The organism is Novosphingobium resinovorum, assembly GCF_027922145.1.
GTDB classification, from domain to species: Bacteria; Pseudomonadota; Alphaproteobacteria; order Sphingomonadales; family Sphingomonadaceae; genus Novosphingobium; species Novosphingobium resinovorum.
This window is the reverse complement of the sequence record NZ_BSFC01000030.1, coordinates 372,868-389,027: the sequence shown is the minus strand read 5'-3', so window position 1 is coordinate 389,027 and position 16,160 is coordinate 372,868. Positions and strand designations below refer to the sequence as shown.

Annotated in this window: 13 protein-coding genes; 10 read left to right on the top strand and 3 right to left on the bottom strand. The window is 63.6% G+C overall.

Translation table 11 applies throughout. The features are described 5' to 3' along the window. Positions 1-118: 118 nt before the first annotated feature. The 10 genes from PKE80_RS19705 (at position 119) to ligD (ending at position 12,466) form a co-directional block, all read left to right on the top strand. Entirely contained in the window at positions 119-1,465 is a 1,347-nt protein-coding gene (locus tag PKE80_RS19705) for an MFS transporter (protein ID WP_271183974.1), read from the top strand. 316 nt (positions 1,466-1,781) lie between these two features. Beyond that, positions 1,782-2,171: a DUF2231 domain-containing protein gene (locus PKE80_RS19700; RefSeq protein WP_271183973.1), complete on the top strand. Its 390-nt coding sequence runs from the start codon at positions 1,782-1,784 to the stop codon at positions 2,169-2,171. Further along, a complete protein-coding gene (locus PKE80_RS19695) occupies positions 2,168-3,472 on the top strand; it encodes a PQQ-dependent sugar dehydrogenase (protein WP_271183972.1) in 1,305 nt (434 codons plus the stop codon). Before PKE80_RS19700 ends, PKE80_RS19695 begins: the two co-directional genes overlap by 4 nt. A gap of 85 nt (positions 3,473-3,557) precedes the next feature. After that, positions 3,558-4,508, top strand: coding sequence for a cytochrome c oxidase subunit II (coxB, locus tag PKE80_RS19690; RefSeq protein ID WP_271183971.1), 951 nt, complete (start codon positions 3,558-3,560; stop codon positions 4,506-4,508). Then, entirely contained in the window at positions 4,505-7,027 is a 2,523-nt protein-coding gene (ctaD, locus tag PKE80_RS19685; protein ID WP_271183970.1) for a cytochrome c oxidase subunit I, read from the top strand. The genes coxB and ctaD overlap by 4 nt, the downstream gene beginning before the upstream one ends. Continuing rightward, the gene (locus PKE80_RS19680) at positions 7,027-7,404 is read left to right on the top strand and encodes a hypothetical protein (RefSeq protein ID WP_271183969.1); all 378 of its coding nucleotides are present in this window, start codon (positions 7,027-7,029) and stop codon (positions 7,402-7,404) included. The genes ctaD and PKE80_RS19680 overlap by 1 nt, the downstream gene beginning before the upstream one ends. Continuing rightward, positions 7,401-7,991, top strand: coding sequence for a cytochrome c oxidase assembly protein (locus PKE80_RS19675; RefSeq protein WP_271183968.1), 591 nt, complete (start codon positions 7,401-7,403; stop codon positions 7,989-7,991). Before PKE80_RS19680 ends, PKE80_RS19675 begins: the two co-directional genes overlap by 4 nt. Further along, positions 7,988-9,034 (top strand): c-type cytochrome, encoded by a 1,047-nt coding sequence (locus tag PKE80_RS19670; RefSeq protein ID WP_271183967.1) that lies wholly within the window; start codon positions 7,988-7,990, stop codon positions 9,032-9,034. Before PKE80_RS19675 ends, PKE80_RS19670 begins: the two co-directional genes overlap by 4 nt. Before the next feature lie 32 nt (positions 9,035-9,066). After that, positions 9,067-9,948: a non-homologous end joining protein Ku gene (gene ku / locus PKE80_RS19665; protein WP_271183966.1), complete on the top strand. Its 882-nt coding sequence runs from the start codon at positions 9,067-9,069 to the stop codon at positions 9,946-9,948. Continuing rightward, entirely contained in the window at positions 9,920-12,466 is a 2,547-nt protein-coding gene (gene ligD / locus PKE80_RS19660; protein WP_271183965.1) for a DNA ligase D, read from the top strand. The genes ku and ligD overlap by 29 nt, the downstream gene beginning before the upstream one ends. A gap of 686 nt (positions 12,467-13,152) precedes the next feature. Here the strand turns inward: ligD and PKE80_RS19655 are convergent. From PKE80_RS19655 to PKE80_RS19645, 3 genes are all read right to left on the bottom strand, one after another. Beyond that, positions 13,153-13,416: a CBS domain-containing protein gene (locus PKE80_RS19655; RefSeq protein WP_271183964.1), complete on the bottom strand. Its 264-nt coding sequence runs from the start codon at positions 13,414-13,416 to the stop codon at positions 13,153-13,155. Then, on the bottom strand, positions 13,406-13,573 hold the full coding sequence (locus PKE80_RS19650; protein WP_271183963.1) for a hypothetical protein: 168 nt from the start codon (positions 13,571-13,573) through the stop codon (positions 13,406-13,408). The genes PKE80_RS19655 and PKE80_RS19650 overlap by 11 nt, the downstream gene beginning before the upstream one ends. A 285-nt stretch (positions 13,574-13,858) precedes the next feature. Next, a complete protein-coding gene (locus PKE80_RS19645) occupies positions 13,859-15,937 on the bottom strand; it encodes a TonB-dependent siderophore receptor (protein ID WP_271183962.1) in 2,079 nt (692 codons plus the stop codon). Positions 15,938-16,160 lie beyond the last annotated feature (223 nt).

Below are 16,160 nucleotides of genomic sequence, written 5' to 3'. Positions count from 1 at the left end.
CGCCCCTGATCATTCTAACCACTTGAGTTGGTTTGAATGCGCTGCAACATATCTCACGCACGCCAAAACAGCTGAGCTTGGCTCGGGCTCGGGAGCGCGACGGGAACGGGATGTGGAAATGATGCAGCACGAAGAAACGGCCGATTTACCTTACCTGCGCAAGGTCGTGGGCGCCTCCATGGCGGGCACCGTGGTCGAATGGTACGAGTTTTTCCTGTACGGAACCGCCGCCACGCTCATTTTCGGCAAGCTGTTCTTCCCGGCCACCGGCAATGATCTGGATGGCGTGATCGCGGCCTTCGCGACTTATGCGGTCGGCTTCATCGCGCGTCCGTTGGGCGGCATCGTATTCGGCCACATCGGCGATAGGGTAGGACGCAAATCGCTGCTTCAGTTCAGCCTTATGCTCATCGGCTGCTCGACGTTCCTGATGGGTTGCCTCCCGACTTTCGGCTCGATCGGCTATTGGGCCCCCGTGCTTCTTGTCGTCCTGCGTTTCGTGCAGGGGTTCGCGCTGGGCGGAGAATGGGGCGGCGCGGTACTGCTGGTGGCGGAACACAGTCCTAACCACAGCCGCGCCTTCTGGGGCAGTTTCCCTCAGGCTGGCGTTCCACTGGGCAATCTGCTGGCGACGATCGTGCTTCTGATCCTGTCGGCGACTTTGTCCGACGCGCAGTTCCTGTCGTGGGGCTGGCGCTTCGGGTTCTGGCTCTCCGCCGTGATCGTCGGGATCGGGTATTACATCCGAACCCAGGTAGCCGACTCACCCATTTTCGAGGCTGCCAAGGCCGAAGCCGAGGAGCGCGCGCATCAGGGTTATGGGCTGGTCGAAGTCTTCCGGCGCTATCCGCGCGGGGTCTTCACGGCGATGGGTCTGAGGGTAGGCGAGAATATCCTGTATTACATGGTCGTCACGTTCTCGATCACCTATCTGGCCCATATTGGTGTCGACACGACCAAGATCCTGACCCTGCTGTTCTGCGCGCACATCCTTCACGTCGTTCTGATCCCGCTGTTCGGCGCCATGGCAGACCGGATAGGACGCAAGCCGGTCTACATGCTGGGCGCGGCACTTACGATGGCATGGCCTTTCATCGCGTTTCCGATGTTCGGCAGCGCAAGCACCGCCATCGTGCTCGCGGGTATCTTCGGGGGCATGTTCGTCCACGCCTTGATGTATGCCCCGCAGCCCGCCATCATGGCCGAGATGTTCCCCACGCGGATGCGCTACTCCGGGGTTTCCCTGGGCTATCAGGTGACGGCGATCTTCGCCGGGTCGTGGGCTCCGCTGATCGGCACTACCCTGCTGCGCGAATACGACGACTGGCTGCCGATCGCATTCTATGTTGCGGCTGCCGGAGCCATCAGCCTGCTGTCCGCGCTCGTCATGACCGAGAGCAAGGGCACGTCGCTGCTTGCCATTGACCGGGAAGATGAGCGTCGCCTTGCCACGGGATCAAATTGATGACGGTGCCCGAAAGACGGGATTACTTGAGCCCCTAACTCCTCGCATGAGGATTCTTCGGTCAAGTTAGGTCACTGCAGCACTTATCGTTTTTGGATCTCAGGTCCGAGCCCGCTGTTTGATACAGGAACATCCCCTGCGCCTGTACGACCTCACATCCGGTCACCGCTTTGGACGGCTGCACCACTATCCCGCTTAAGGGTCGGGCCACGGATCGTTGGCAACCCATCACGATCCGGCGCATTTGCAGACCATGTCCTGACCCGAGGCACTGAAGGAACCCGACTTGCCAGCAGCCTTTCCGCGCAGCTTTTCAATGCCGCTGCATCCTCTTCACGGCATCCTGCTCGCATTCCCGGTGGCGCTGTTTCCCTGCGCGTTGGCGGCGGATGTTACCTATCTCAACAGTTCCGAGATGCAGTGGTCGAACTTCGCCGCTTGGCTGATTGCAGGAGCGCTGGTCTTCACCGGTCTGTCGCTGGCATGGACGCTCGCGCGGGTGGCCATGCGCCGCGCGGGAAGCCGCTGGCTTGCGATCGTTCTGGCCGCTCTGTTCGTGGCAGGGCTCGTCAACGCATTCCAGCACAGCCATGACGGCTGGAGTTCGGTCGGCACCACCGGCCTTGCGCTGTCCGTGATCTCCATCGTGCTGGCGCTGGCTGCCGGCTGGATCGGCTACACCGTGCCGAGGGAGGTGCGCGCATGATCGTGCTCCGACATGCTGTGCTGGCGCTTGCCGCCCCGCTCGCCCTTACCGCCTGCGACAAGGCGCCCGAACTCGACCAGACCGGTGCTCGCCCGCAACTGCCGGCGCAGAAGGAAACGCTGCTCCCGCCGATGAAGATCGCGCGGCCCGCAGGTTGGAACGGCGCCATGCCAAGCGTCCCACAGGGTTTCACCATCACTCCGATCGCGACGGGCCTCAAAGTCCCGCGCCAGACGCTGGTCCTGCCCAACGGCGATGTGCTCGTTTCCGAGGGTCTCGGCGGCGGCGCGCCCAAGCTGCGCCCCAAGGACGTGATCGCCGGCTACATCAAGAGCCTCGGCAAGAGCGGCACCAAAGGAGGCAACCGCGTGACGCTTCTGCGCGACCGCGACGGTGACGGCAGATACGAATTGCAGACCGTGCTGATCGACGACCTTAATGCACCTTACGGCCTCGCGCTGGTCGATGGCGATCTCTACGTCGCCGATCAGGACGCCCTGCTGCGTTTCCGCTATCGCGACGGCGCGACGCGCATCGACGGCACCGGCGAGGTGGTTACGAAGCTGCCCGCAAATCCCAATCACCACTGGACCAAGTCGCTGACCGCCAGCGCCGACGGCACGCGCCTCTATGTCGGTATAGGCTCCAACAGCAATGTCGGCGAACGCGGCATGGCGCTTGAGGAAGAGCGCGCCGTCGTCTGGGAGATCGACCGTGAGAGCGGCGCGCACCGCACGTACGCCTCTGGCATCCGTAACCCGACCGCGCTCGCCATCAATCCGGCGACACAGGCGCTGTGGGCCGCAGTCAACGAGCGTGACGAACTCGGCACAGATCTCGTGCCAGATTACATGACTTCGGTGAAACCGGGCGCGTTCTACGGCTGGCCTTACAGCTACTACGGCAATCACGTAGACCCGCGCGTCCACCCGCAGAAGCCCGAGATGGTGCGCAAGGCCATCGCCCCCGATTATGCGCTCGGCTCGCACGTCGCCGCACTCGGCCTGACGTTCCTCACCGGCGGCGGCTTCGGCGGCAATTATGCCGACGGCGCCTTCGTGGGCGAGCACGGCAGTTGGAACCGTCGCCAGTTGGCGGGATACAAGGTCGTTTGGATTCCTTTCACCAACGGCCGCCCCTCCGGCAAGCCGCGCGATTTCGTGACCGGCTTCATCGGCCCGGACGGCAAGGCACGGGGACGTCCGGTCGGCGTGACCTACGATCCGGTCCGCCGCGCGCTGCTGGTCGCCGACGACCTGTCCAATACGGTATGGCGCATCACGCCCTCTGCGGCGCGCTGAAGAGCCAGAAACCCTTTGTAACGCGACCCAATCGAACCCCCGCACCTTCCATGCGTTGCCTTGCGCAACACAGGGGAAGAATGGCTTGCGTAAATCGACCGTCGTCTGCGCACTGCTGCTAGCGGGCTGCAACCGCCACCAGTCCGCCTTGGCGCCGTTCGGGCTGGAGGCGCGCTCGACGCTGACGATGACCATGGTGCTGGTGATCGGCGCGCTTGTTATCGCACTAGGCGTGGCGGCTGTGTACGTCCTCGCAGTGCGCGCACCGGAAGGGCGGCTGGACCACGCGGGCGGAATGCGCATGGTGCTCTGGCTCGGCGCGATCGTGCCGTCGGTGGTTCTAACGGCGCTGCTGGTCTGGGCTCTGCCCGCGATGCGCCCACTGCCCGAGACGGCGCAGAACCTGCGCATCCATGTCGAGGGCGAGCAGTTCTGGTGGCGCGTGCGCTACCAGCCGCAAGGCCAGCCGCCCCTGATCTCCGCGAACGAAGTGCGCATCCCGGTGGGCCGCACTGTCGTGTTCGAACTGACTGCGACCGACGTGATCCACAGTTTCTGGATCCCCGGCCTTGCGGGAAAGATGGACATGATTCCCGGACGCACCAACCGCCTTGTCGTGAAGGCCGATAAGGCGGGCACCTATCGCGGCGTCTGTGCGGAGTTCTGCGGCCTCAGCCATGCGCTGATGGCGTTCGACGTCATCGCCATGGAGCCTGCCTCCTTCGACGCATGGCTGGCGGTCAGCCGCGAGCCACCGATCCGCACGCAAGGTCGCGGTGCTGCCCTATTCGCGGCCAGCGGCTGCAATGCGTGCCATTCCCTGATCGGCGGCGAGAGCATCGGCCCCGACCTGACCCGCTTCGGCGAGCGCATTACGGTGGGCGCAGGCATCCTTGCCCCCACCGTGGAGAACACCGCCGCTTTCATCCGCGATCCCCACAGGTCCAAGCCCGGCGCCCGCATGCCCTCCTACTCGGCAATGCCCGAAGCGGACGCGCTCGCCATCGCCCGCTGGCTGAAGGAGGCGGGACGATGAGCCTGCACGATCAGGACGACCCCGCGCTGCGCGAGGCGCAGGAAGCGCGGCTCCGCAAGGTCTGGGAACCGCCCAAGGGACTGTTCCTGCGCTGGACGGACACCAACAACAACCAAGTCGGCGTGTGGTACGTCCTGACCGCGTTCGGTTTCATGCTGTTCGCGGGCGTGCTCGCGCTCATCATGCGCATGCAGCTCGCAGTGCCGGACAACGATCTCGTGGACGCAGGGACGTTCAACCAGTTGTTCACGCTGCACGGCTCGGTGATGATGTTCCTCTTCGCCGTACCGATGTTCGAGGCGGTGTCGATCATCCTGCTGCCGCAGCTTCTGGGCGCGCGCGACCTGCCGTTTCCGCGTCTGTCCGCCTTCGGGTACTGGTCGTTCCTGATCGGCGGCGTATTCGTTTCCGGCTCGATCTTCTTCGACGCTGCGCCCGATGGCGGGTGGTTCATGTACCCGCCGCTGACGACGCGCACCGATCTCTCCGGGCTTGGCGCCGACATCTGGATGCTGGGTCTGTCCTTCATCGAGGTGTCCTCGGTAGCCGCCGCCGTGGAACTGATCGTCGGCGTGCTCAAGTGCCGCCCGCCGGGCATGCGGCTCAACCTGATGCCGCTCTATGCCTGGTACATCCTCGTTGTCGCGGTGATGATCCTGTTCGCCTTCCCGCCGCTGATCGCGGGCGACGTGCTGTTCGAGATGGAGCGCCTGCTGGACTGGCCGTTCTTTGACGCATCGCGCGGCGGAGATCCGCTGCTGTGGCAGCATCTGTTCTGGATCTTCGGTCACCCGGAGGTCTACATCGTCTTCCTGCCCTCCATCGCCCTGTTCGCGATGCTGGTGCCCACTTTCGCGCGGCGGCACCTGCTGGGCTATCCCTGGATCGTGCTGGCGGCGGTGGGCACCGCGTTCCTCTCGTTCGGGCTGTGGGTGCACCACATGTTCGCGACCGGGCTGCCCAAGATCAGCCTCGCGTTCTTCTCTGCCGCGTCTGAGGCGGTGGCGATCCCCACGGCAGTGCAGATATTCGTGTTCATCGTGACCCTGTGGGCAGGCCGCGTGGTGTGGTCGACGCCGCTGCTCTACGCGACCGGGAGCCTGGCGATCTTCGTCATTGGCGGGCTTACGGGCGTGATGGTGGCCGTCGCCCCGTTCGACTGGCAGGCGCACGACACCTACTTCGTCGTCGCCCACCTGCATTACGTGCTGATCGGCGGCACTCTGATGCCGCTGTTCGCCGGGCTCTACTACTACTGGCCGCTGATCACCGGCAAAAAGCTTTCCGACCGGCTGGGACGCACCGCGTTCTGGCTGATCTTCGTCGGCGCGAATGTGTGCTTCTTCCCGATGCACCTGTCGGGCCTCGAAGGGATGCCCCGCCGCGTCTTTACTTACCCGAAGGAGCTTGGCCTCGGCGGCCTCAATCTTGCCTCCACCATCGGCTCGTTCGTGATCGCGGCGGGTGTGGCGGTGATCTTGCTGGACCTGTGCCGCTCACCCTGGCGGCAGAAGGCCCCGCGCAATCCTTGGGAGGCGGGCACGCTGGAATGGCTCGCCCACCCCGATGACGAGGACTGGGGCATCCGCTCGATCCCGCTGATTGAAAGCCGCTACCCTATCTGGGATCAGGAGGACTTCGTGCGCAAGGTGGACGAAGGCCGCTACTTCCTGCCCGACGCCGAGGAAGGCCGCCGCGAGACGATCGTGACCTCGGTTCTGGACGCCCGGCCGGTCTCCGTCATCCGCCTCGGCGGGCCAAGCTGGCTGCCGATGCTGACGGCGGTGGCGCTGGGCGGGGTGTTCATCCTGACGACCTACCACTTCTACTGGGCGGCGCTCGTCTCGGGCGTGCTGACGCTGGCGCTGGTGCTGGCATGGCTGTGGACCGGCACGGCGGAGATTCCGGAGAAGCCCTGCAAGCCGATCGGCCACGGCATCGAACTGCCGCTCTACATCTCGGGCGACTCGGCGCCGGGGTGGTGGGCGATGTTCATCACCATGATGGCCGATGCGACGGCGTTCTCAGGGTTGGTGTTTGGGTACTACTTCTTCTGGACCCGGCATGAAGATTTCCCCCCGATGGCGATGGCGGACGGTCCCGGCGTGCTGTGGCCGATGGTGGCGCTGGCCTTAGGGTTGGCAAGCTGGCTGGCGACGATGGCGGCGCGGGAGACTCACGCGCGCGGCAAAATCACGCTTGCCCGCGTGCTGGTGCTGCTGGGCATCGGCGCCAGCTTGGCGGGCGTCTTCGCCGGACTTGCCGGACCTTGGCTGTCAGGAATGGACCCGCAGACGCACAGCTATCCGGCTATCGTCTGGACGCTGGCGATCTGGACGACGGCGCATTGCGGCGTCGCCGCGATCATGCTGGCCTACGTTCTGGCCCGCAGCCTTGCCGAAAAGATGACGCCCAGCCATGACGCCGACATCCGTAACGTCACAGTCTACATGCACTTCCTCGCGCTGACCGTGACGGTCACGTACCTCACCATCGGCCTGTTTCCGGAGCTCGCGTGATGAGTGAGCGGCGCAAGTGGCATGAGCGACTGAAAGTCACGCTCTGGACCCTGATCGTACCGCCCACGGTCTGGGCGGGCCATTTCCTGTTCGCCTACCTGTGGGCGGCGATATCCTGCGCCAAGAATGGCGCCTTCGCCAAATTCCCGGTGCTGTTCACGCTGGGCACCTTGCTGGCACTGGGGGTGATCGCGCTGTCGGGCTGGGTCGCCTGGAAACAGCAGCGCACCATCGGCGATCCGCCCCCGCATGACGAGGGCACCGAGGTCGACCGCCTGCGGTTCCTGGCCAAATCGACACTGCTGCTGGCGGGCCTCAGCTTCATGGCCGTGCTGTTCACGGCTCTGCCCGTCGTCTTCATCGGAGATTGCCGGTGAAGCGCGCGGCGTTGATCATCGGGTTGCTTCTGGTGCCGATCGGCTGGGCGCTGTCGCCGCTGGGCATGAGCGGACACATGGCCGGACACATGATCGCCGTGGCCGTGGCCGCGCCGCTGCTGGCCTATGCCGCACGGGACACCATTGCCGATCCGGCAAGGCGCTCGCCGCGGATCGTCACACCGATGGCCATGATGCTGCTGGAACTGCTGACGGTGTGGGGCTGGCATCTGCCCGCTTTGCGCAGCGCCGCCGATAGTCATGCCCTGTTCGCCGTGATTGAGCAGGCGAGCTTCCTTGCCGCCGGTTTCCTGCTGTGGAGCGCCGCCATCCACTCCCCCGCCCGAGCGAGCGGGATCGGCGCCCTGCTGCTTACGTCCATGCATATGACCCTGCTGGGCGTCCTCATCGGCCTTGCGCCGCGTCCGCTCTATCACGGGATGGACCATGCCCATGGACTCGATCCGCTCGGCGACCAGCAACTTGGCGGCGTGGTGATGCTGGTGATCGGCGGTGCCAGTTACCTGATCGGCGGGCTGGGCCTGCTTGCCACCCTGCTGCGAGAAGAACGGAGCACCGCGACATGATGGTGAAGATCACGATCGGGCGCGTAGTATTCGCCTTCAGCGCCGTCATCGCGCTGGGTATGGTCGTGGCGGCGGCGGGGCTGATACCCATCGCCGCGTCCACCGGGCACTGGAAGATCACTGACTGGTTCCTGCACTGGACAATGCAGAATTCCGCGCGCACCTACAGCGCCGTGCAGACGCCCAAGGTCATCCGTGACGATACGGGCCTCGTCAGCGCGGCAGGGCATTTCCGCCAGTCCTGCCAGGTATGCCACGGCGCGCCGGGGGAAGCGCCCTCCCCGGTCATGCAGGCCGCGACACCGCCAGCGCCGAACCTTGCCAGGACGGCGGGCCACTACACCGATCGCGAACTGTTCTGGATCATCCGCCACGGGGTGAAGTTCACCGGCATGCCCGCGTGGGCAGGAAGGGACCGCGACGATGAAATCCGCCGCATGGTCGGCTTCGTGCGCCGTCTGCCGACGATGACACCGCAGCAATACCGCGCGCTCACGCAGCCGCTCTCAGGCGCGCCCCTGCCCCAGTGCGCGGGCTGCCACGACGTCGACGGCAAAGGCCGCGCCCAGCCCGACATCCCTATCCTCGCAGGGCAGGATGCCGCCTACATGCTGCGCGCGCTGCAGGCCTACAAATCCGGCAAGCGGGTCAGCGCGGTCATGCAGACCGCTGCCGCCGGGCTCGACGAGGCGCAGATGAAAGCTGCGGCCAGCTATTACGCGCGCCTGCCCGGCCTGCATCACGGCCCCATTGCAGACCGGAACGCCATAGCCACAAAAGGCCTTCCAGAAACGCAACTGCCAGCCTGCGCGCAATGCCATGCCCCTGGCAAGACCGCCCCTGTCATCACCGGCCAGCGCGCCAGTTACCTGGCCGGACGCCTACGCCAGTGGCGAGGCGATCACACGGTCATCGACGCCCACAAACCGCAGGACCCGATGGCCGTAATCGCCCGGCGCATACCCGAGGAGGCGCTCGATGATCTGGCCGAAAGCCTCGCTGCTCCCACCGGCCAGACTGCGACGGGAACAACCATGCCCTGATCCGGCTTGTGATGCCGAGGAAGGAACCGCCCATGCCTGCACGCGCATACTGGAAAGGCCAGATCCGTCTGGCGCTCGTCTCGATCCCGATCGAGGTCTATCCGGCGACGCGGTCGGGCGCAGCGATCTCCTTTCACCAGATCCATGAACCGAGCGGCAAGCGCATCCGCTACGAGAAGGTCGCGCCCGGCGTCGGCCCGGTGGACCGCGACGAGATCATCAAGGGCTTCGAGATTTCCAAGGGCAGCTACGTGCTCCTCGACGAGGAGGAGATCGAGGCGGTCAAGATCGAGAGCCGCAAGACGCTGGAGCTTGTCCAGTTCGTCGATGCCGACGAGATCGACGTGCTTTATTACGAGAAGCCCTACTTCGTCGTCCCGGCCGACGATCTGGCAGAGGAAGCCTACACCGTACTGCGCGAGGCGCTGCGCAAGACGCGCAAGGTCGGCCTTGGCCAGCTGGCGGTGCGCGGGCGCGAGCAACTGGTCTCGATCAAGCCCTGCGGGCGCGGCCTCGTGATGGAAGTGCTGCGCTATGCCGACGAGGTCCACAAGGCGCAGGGCTACTTCCGCGACATCGAGGATGCCAAGCCCGACGCCGACCTGCTCGACCTTGCGACGACGCTGATCGACAAGAAGACCGCGCCTTTCAAACCCGCCGAGTTCCACGACCGCTATGTCGATGCGCTCCACCGCCTGATCGACAAGAAGGCCAAATCGAAGAGCAACAAGCGCATTCTGGAGGACGTCGAGGAACCGACCAGCGGCAAGGGCAACGTCATCGATCTGATGGCGGCGCTCAAGAAGTCGGTCGGGGACGGCAAGTCCGGCGGTAAGTCAGCCTCGTCAACGCGCAAGCCTGCGGCGAAGAAGGCGTCTTCCTCGGGTGGCAGCCGTGCCCGCAAGCGGGCGTAGCGGCAAGGCCGGCGATCCTGGCGCCGACCTCCTCGCCGAATACAACCGCAAGCGCGACTTCGCGAAGACCACCGAACCTGCGGGCAAAAGCGGCAGGACCGGCGGCAACGGCTTCATCGTCCAGAAGCACGCGGCGCGGCGACTGCACTGGGATTTCCGACTCGAAGTCGATGGCGTGCTCAAGTCCTGGGCGGTGACCCGGGGGCCGAGCGCCGATCCCGACGACAAGCGCCTTGCCGTGCGCACCGAGGACCACCCGCTGTCCTACGGAGAATTCGAAGGCGGCATCCCCAAGGGCGAATACGGTGGCGGTACGGTGATGCTCTGGGATCGGGGCACCTGGGCGCCGATCGCGGGCAAGAGCGCGAAGGACATCGCGGATGGCCACCTTCACTTCACCCTCGACGGCGAGCGGATGAAGGGCGAATGGCTGCTCGTGCGCATGAAGCCCAGGCCCGGCGAGAAGCGTGAGAACTGGCTGCTTCGCAAAGTGAAGGATGCCCATGCGCAGACGGGCGATGTCCTCGTCGAGCAGGGCCTCACCAGTGTGCTCACCGGCCGCACCATGGCTGAGATCGAAGCCGACAGGGGCGGCACCCATTCGCTGAAAGGCAAGAAGGGCGATGCTTTCGCGCAGGTCATGGAGAAGGCCTCGGCCCGCAATGCGCGCAAGTCGCGCCCTTCCCGCAAGGCACAAGGCAAGCCGCCGAAATTCCGTCCCGTCCAGCTCGCCACACTGGTCGATACCATTCCCACCGGCAACCTGTGGATGCACGAGATAAAATTCGACGGCTACCGCGCGCTGATCGCAGCAGCGGGGGATAAGGCCGTCGTCCATACCCGCAGCGGCCTCGACTGGACGGACAAGTTCGGCCCCCTCGCCGCGCATATCGCTGCGCTCGACCTGCCTTCCTGCCTGATCGACGGAGAGATCATCGCCCGGGGGCCGGACGGCAATCCCGATTTCTCCAACCTCCAGGCCGTGCTCAAGCGCGGCAAGGGTAGCCAGAGCGAAGACCAACCCCTGGAATTCCATGCCTTCGATCTCCTCGAACTCGAAGGCGATGACCTGGCCACGATGACCAATATCGAGCGCAAGGAGCGGCTCGAGGCCCTGCTCTCGGAAGCCCGCCCGCCCGTCTTCGTCGCCGACCATGTAATCGGTGCGGGCGAAAAGCTTTACGATGCGATGTGCGCGGCCGGCCAGGAAGGCATCATCGCCAAGCGCGTCGATGCCGCTTACCTGGGGCGCCGCACGAGGAACTGGGTCAAAGTGAAGTGTACCCGTCGGCAGGAGTTCGTGATCGTTGGCTGGTCGAAGTCTAGCGCAAAGGGCCGTCCGTTCGCCTCGTTGCTGTTGGGGCAGTACGAGGGGAAGACGCTCATCTATCGCGGGAAGGTCGGCACCGGCTTCGATGCCGAAAGCCTCGTCGATATGGCTGCCCGGCTGGAGCAGTTGGCGCGGAAGACCGCACCTGTCGAAGTCGAGCGCGCGGAGGCACGCGGCGCAAGCTGGGTCACGCCGAAGCTGGTGGCGGAGGTCGCCTTCGCCGAGTTCACCGGTGACGGCCGCATCCGCCACGGCAGCTTTCTTGGCCTGAGGACCGAAAAGAGGGCGAAGTCAGTGACACCCGAGCAACCGCAGGCCGCGCCCAAGGCGGAAATTGCCGTGAAGATCAGCAATCACGACCGCGTAATCTTCCCCGAAAGCGGCGAAACCAAGGGAGATCTGGCCGACTACTATGCCGCCATCGCCCCGCTCATGTTGCCCTTCGCCGCTGACCGCCCGATCAGCCTAGTGCGATGTCCGCAGGGCCGTGCGAAGAAATGCTTCTTCCAGAAGCATGACAGCGGCACCTTCGGCGATCACGTCCATCATGTCCCCATCCGTGAGAAGGACGGCGGCATGGAGGACTACCTCTATCTCGACAATGCCGAGGGCCTGCTCGCCTGTGTGCAGATGGGGACGATCGAGTTCCACGGCTGGGCGGCACGAGCCGATGAGGTAGACCTTCCTGATCGAATGATCTTCGATCTCGATCCCGACGAAGGGCTGGACTTCAAGGAGTGCGTGCGCGCCGCCAGGGACATTCGCGCGCGGCTGGCGGACCTCGGACTGGTGACGTTCGCCATGCTGTCCGGCGGTAAGGGCGTACATGTCGTCGTACCGCTGAGACGGGGCCATGACTGGGATACCCACAAGGACTTCGCCCGCCGCTTCGCCGAGGCCATGAGCCTCTCCGAGCCCGACCGCTACGTCGCGACAATGAGCAAGGCGAAGCGCAAAGGCCGCATCTTCATCGACTGGCTGCGCAACCAGCGCGGGGCGACCGCAGTGCTGCCCTACTCGGCTCGGTCACGGGAAGGCGCACCGGTCGCGGTGCCGGTGGAGTGGGATGAACTGGATGGCATGAAAAGTGCCCATCCATTTTCGATCGGCGATGCGGACTCACTCATAGAGCGCGCCGCGCAACTTCGCGGCTGGGGATTTGCCAATCAGAGCATGACAAATTTCTGATAATTGCCGCTGGATTGACCGACTTGGACGCGCGGTCACCACAGTGTAGGTCCTGGCCCCTCGCTTCTCGGAACGACAAGGAGCCAGGCGATCTCAGATTTCGGTGGTCTATCAACATCAAGGCGTTCTCAACGTCTACCCCAAGGTATCTGACCGTGCTTTCGATCTTCGTGTGTCCAAGAATTTGGACTACACGGAGATTCTCGGTCGCTTGGTAAGTGATCGACACCTTCGTTAGCCGCAGCAAGTGATTCCCGTAATCTTCGTTGGGGAAGCCAATCCCCAAGACCCATTCAGCGACAAGGCGAGCATATTGCTTGATGCTGATGTGCGCTGCATGATCGGTGCGGCTAGGAAATGCAAAGTCCTCCAAGGATGTGGCCCTGACGGCCATGGGAGAACTTCTGAATGCCCAAAACCGGCCGATAGGCGACTTTCCGGTTGCAGGAAGCCAACCGGAGATAGCTGCGGTCCTTGACAAAAAGCTTGAGAGATAAGTGACCAGCTATGGGTACCTGCCCTTCCGACTGTATGGCCTTAATCAGACTGGCGCAGCCGTTCGGCTTGGTTCGGACGACGCCTTTCGCAGTATAGGCTGATATCGCAGATCAAAATTCGCCGATCGTGAGTTCAACTGCGTAACCGAGCCAAGGCGCAAAGTGCCACGATACCAAAACGACCTCAGGTCATGTTCGTGCCCGTTTGGTCTCGAGGCCGTGATGCACGTTGCGGACCTGCAGCAGGTCGTGTCTGGTAAGGATGCCGACGACCCGCTGCGTCTCAGGGGCGACGATCGGAATGCGACCGATGCCCGTCGCGACCATGAGATCCGCGATCCGGCTGAACGGGTCATGCGGGCTGCCGCAGGGCTGCGACGCGTCGGACAGTGCGTCGGCGAGCGTAGCATCCGCCGGATAGCTGCGATGGCGCGCCTCGGTTCTAGAGCACATCGGCGAGGGTCATGCTGCCGGGCAACACCTCAGGCTCAGGTGTCATGAACTGCGCGGCCTGGAGAAAGTCGAATTGGTCGACGGTGTATTCCTGCAGGATATGCCGGCCGCACCGGGCAATTTCGCCACCGCCAAATACTCTCTCAAATTCGTCCACCCGGCCTAAGATGCACCGTAGTTAGAAGTGACACGGTATGATGCTGTTTACGACCAGATCATGCCTTTCTTGGTACTTAAGCGTATCCCCCAGTAAGCGAGGCTGGCGCCGCGGCTGAGGAGTGCAGGGTCTAAAAGGCCTGGGGTAGAAGCGCTTTATCTGGCACGCGCCCACCAAACGGCTTTTTAAGAATATCGCAAGAATCTGGCCTTTTCCCGCCTTCAATGCTCGCAACCTGTGCTCTCGTATAGGTCGTTGCCTATACAAGAGCACAGGCGGCGCGTGTCACATGCGCATGCCGATCGTCGCAAACAGGGTGCGGGCCTGGCCCGGCACCACACGCAGCGCGTTACCCGACGACTGGTCGTAATTGCGGTTGGTGAGGTTGCGCAGCGTCAGGCGCGCATAGGCGCTGTGGCCCGAACGCAGCTTCATGGCATAGCCTGCATTGAGGTCGAAGGTCGTATAGGCCGCCAGGTGGAATGGCACTGTCGTCGATCCCGTGGGTGACTGAGAAAGTCCACCATACCGCCTGCTGACATGGAATGCGCCTGCGCCGAGAGAGGCGCCCTCCAGCACCCCGCCGGGGCGATATGAGAATGAGAAGCTGCCGGTATGGCGCGCGACGTTCACCACGTTATCGGACAGCGTGCTCTGCGGGTCACGGGCATCGGTATAGGCGTAGGAGGCGATCGCGCTCAGATGCCGGGTGATTTCCCCAGCGAGATCGAATTCGATACCCCGTGAGGTGACCTTGTCACGTGCCTCGGTGATCGAATTGCCGTCACCGATGTCGACGGTCTCCAGCACGTTGTTCTTGCGGATGTCGTATGCGGCGAGAGTGGCGGTCACTCCGTCGAACACTTCGCCCTTGACACCGATCTCGTAGCTGCGGCTTTTTTCCGCCGGGAAGGGACCGGACGCTGGCTGATCGCCCTGGGCGGGGACCGAGGGGTTCGGTGCGAACGCGCGAGCATAGCTGGCATAGATCGAGACATTCTGCCCAGGCTGGAACACCACACCCACGCGCGGCAGGAAAGTGTCGCTCTTCGACTGGTTGGATGGCCTCGCCAGCGTCCCTTCGCGCTGGAAGTCCTTGAACGTTTCGTAGCGGCCGCCGAACACGAACGTCCAGGCATCGTCGACCATGACCAGATCCTGGAAGTAGAGGCCGGTGGTCTTGTAGCTGTCGATCGTAGCCGAATTGGGCGTCACAGTCAGGTTCGCATAGTTCTGATCAAGCAGGCCATAGGCGGGATCGAAGATGTTGAACCCACCCCGGCCCGGAGAGTCGACCATGTAACCGCGCCGGCTGCGGAAGCTCTCGTAATCGGCGCCAAACAGCAGCTTATGCCGCATGCCCAGGAAACCGACGTCGCCGTGTAGGTTGAGCGATACATAATCGCGATCGTCGCTGAGGTCGCGGTTGCCATCGAGGCTGCGGATCAACTCACCCGTCAACTGGCCGTCTGGCCCAACGACCAGGCTGCGTGGGCGGACCTGAAGGTCGGAGCCCGACGTGCGCTGCATCGCGTACTTGGTTTCCACGCGCCAGCCAGGCGCAAACCTGTAGGCAAGCAGAACGTTACCCGCATGCAGCTTCTGTTTGAGCGTGGTGAAGGACTCTCCGAAATAGCGGGTCGAAGGAACGTTCACCCGCTTGCCGTTGTAATAGACGCGGCCCCGATCGAAGGGCTGGGTGCTGTCGGTATATTCGTAAGCAGCCTGTATACTGAAGCCGCCGCCACTCCACGACAGGCTGGGCGCGACATATGTGCGCTCCACGTCGTGGGCCTGCGGGCGCCAATAGTCGCTGTCCTCGTACTCGCCGATCAGGCGGAAGGCAAATCCGCCGCCCAGCGGTCCAGTGACGTCGGCCACCTGACGGCTTTGGCCGCGGGTGCTGAAATTGGTGTTGAGGCTGTAATGGAGCGTATCCAGCGGCTTCTTGGTGATCACGTTTACCAGGCCGCCCGGCTCGAACCGCCCGTAGAGCAGTGATGCGGGTCCTTTCAGGACTTCGACGCGCTCCGTCGAGGCGTTGAGGGCGCGAACCTGTACGCTGGTGTAGCCATCGCGAAGGATGGTGCCCTGGCCGCTTTCGAAGCCGCGGATCATGAAGTTGTCACCGGTGTTGCCGAAGGTGTTCGCCTCGGTGATGCCGCTGACATTGCGCAGTACGTCGGTAAGGGTTTGCGCGGACTGCTCGAGGATAACTTCGTTCGAGACGGCAGCGACCGCCTGAGGCGCCTTCAGGAGAGGCACATCGATTTTCATGCCCGTCGAAGTGGAGGAGATACCGTAGCGATCTTCGGTGACGCCATTGACGATTATTGTGTCGTTCTCGTCACCTTCCGCCGCCACGGCCGGGATCGAGAGAAACGGAGTGGAAGTCAGCAGAACGGCTGCTCTGGAAACCCGAAAAGTAGGAATTGTCGCCCCCTTGTTGCAAATGTCGCAGCGCAGCATCAATGATGCATTTGCGAGTCAATTGCAATTATTATTATCTGTATGATGTTGATGTTATTTATGGAATTCCGTCCTATTAGAAAAAATTCCGCTACCGCAGCACAGCATCCGGCCTGAG

Coding starts and splice junctions, on each gene's coding strand:
- PKE80_RS19655 (WP_271183964.1), bottom strand. CDS start 13,416: ATGTGCTCTAGAACCGAGGCGCGCCATCGCAGCTATCCGGCGGATGCT.
- PKE80_RS19695 (WP_271183972.1), top strand. CDS start 2,168: ATGATCGTGCTCCGACATGCTGTGCTGGCGCTTGCCGCCCCGCTCGCC.
- PKE80_RS19705 (WP_271183974.1), top strand. CDS start 119: ATGATGCAGCACGAAGAAACGGCCGATTTACCTTACCTGCGCAAGGTC.
- ctaD (WP_271183970.1), top strand. CDS start 4,505: ATGAGCCTGCACGATCAGGACGACCCCGCGCTGCGCGAGGCGCAGGAA.
- PKE80_RS19680 (WP_271183969.1), top strand. CDS start 7,027: ATGAGTGAGCGGCGCAAGTGGCATGAGCGACTGAAAGTCACGCTCTGG.
- PKE80_RS19700 (WP_271183973.1), top strand. CDS start 1,782: ATGCCGCTGCATCCTCTTCACGGCATCCTGCTCGCATTCCCGGTGGCG.
- ku (WP_271183966.1), top strand. CDS start 9,067: ATGCCTGCACGCGCATACTGGAAAGGCCAGATCCGTCTGGCGCTCGTC.
- PKE80_RS19670 (WP_271183967.1), top strand. CDS start 7,988: ATGATGGTGAAGATCACGATCGGGCGCGTAGTATTCGCCTTCAGCGCC.